We start from the raw sequence: 775 nt of genomic DNA on the forward strand, positions 1-775 counted from the left end.
ACGAGAAACGCGGATGGTTCTCCGCGGGAATTTGCAATATATCCAGAGGGATATCGGCTACATCGAGAAGATGGTGGCCCACGGCGTGTCCTTATCGCTGTTGGGGGATGACCTTTACAGGAAGCTGTTGGTGATCCAGGAACTCTGCCGCCAACAGTGGGACATGTATGTGCGGAAGAGTCATCAGATAGAAGACCGCATCGTCAGCATCGATCAGCCGCACGTTCGCCCTATTGTGCGCGGTAAAGCGGGATGTCCTACTGAGTTTGGTGCCAAAGTCATAGTAGGTCTTGTGGGTGGTTACGCTTTCCTGATGAAGGCTGACTGGAACAACTACTCTGAGAGCAGAAGTCTGCAGCAGGTCGTTGAGGAATATAAGGAGACCTTTGGCTTCTATCCAAAGACGATTCTGGCAGACCGGGCTTATCCCGGCAGAGAAAATCGGCTTTGGTGCACCTCGCTGGGGATCCGTCTTTCAGGTCCCAGGCTGGGACGGAAGTCGGCAGAGGAGAAGCAGGCAGAAAGCAAACAGATCTACCAGGATGGCTGCGACCGCGTCGTGATTGAGGGAACATTTGGTGTCGTCAAGCGCCGATATAGCTTGGACCGGGTCATGACTCGTTTGCCCGACACTTCCATGACCTCAATTGCGATGGGCTTCTTTGCCGCAAATATGGAGCGCAAACTACGTCTCCTTTTTGCGCCTGACTGCGGTTGGGCTCTGGACTACGATTTTGACCTCGGCGAGCTGGTCATTTTTCCGAGATTTCCAAAT

At 53.3% G+C, this 775-nt stretch carries 1 protein-coding gene; it reads left to right on the plus strand.

Annotated features, from left to right (window positions below; all coding sequences use genetic code 11):
* Positions 1-31: 31 nt before the first annotated feature.
* On the plus strand, positions 32-775 hold a 744-nt coding region (locus ACTNBU_RS12655; protein ID WP_441034448.1), incomplete at its 3' end, for a transposase.

It is taken from the genome of Dysosmobacter sp. HCP28S3_G4 (genome assembly GCF_052065175.1).
In the GTDB taxonomy this organism is placed as follows: Bacteria; Bacillota; Clostridia; order Oscillospirales; family Oscillospiraceae; genus Oscillibacter.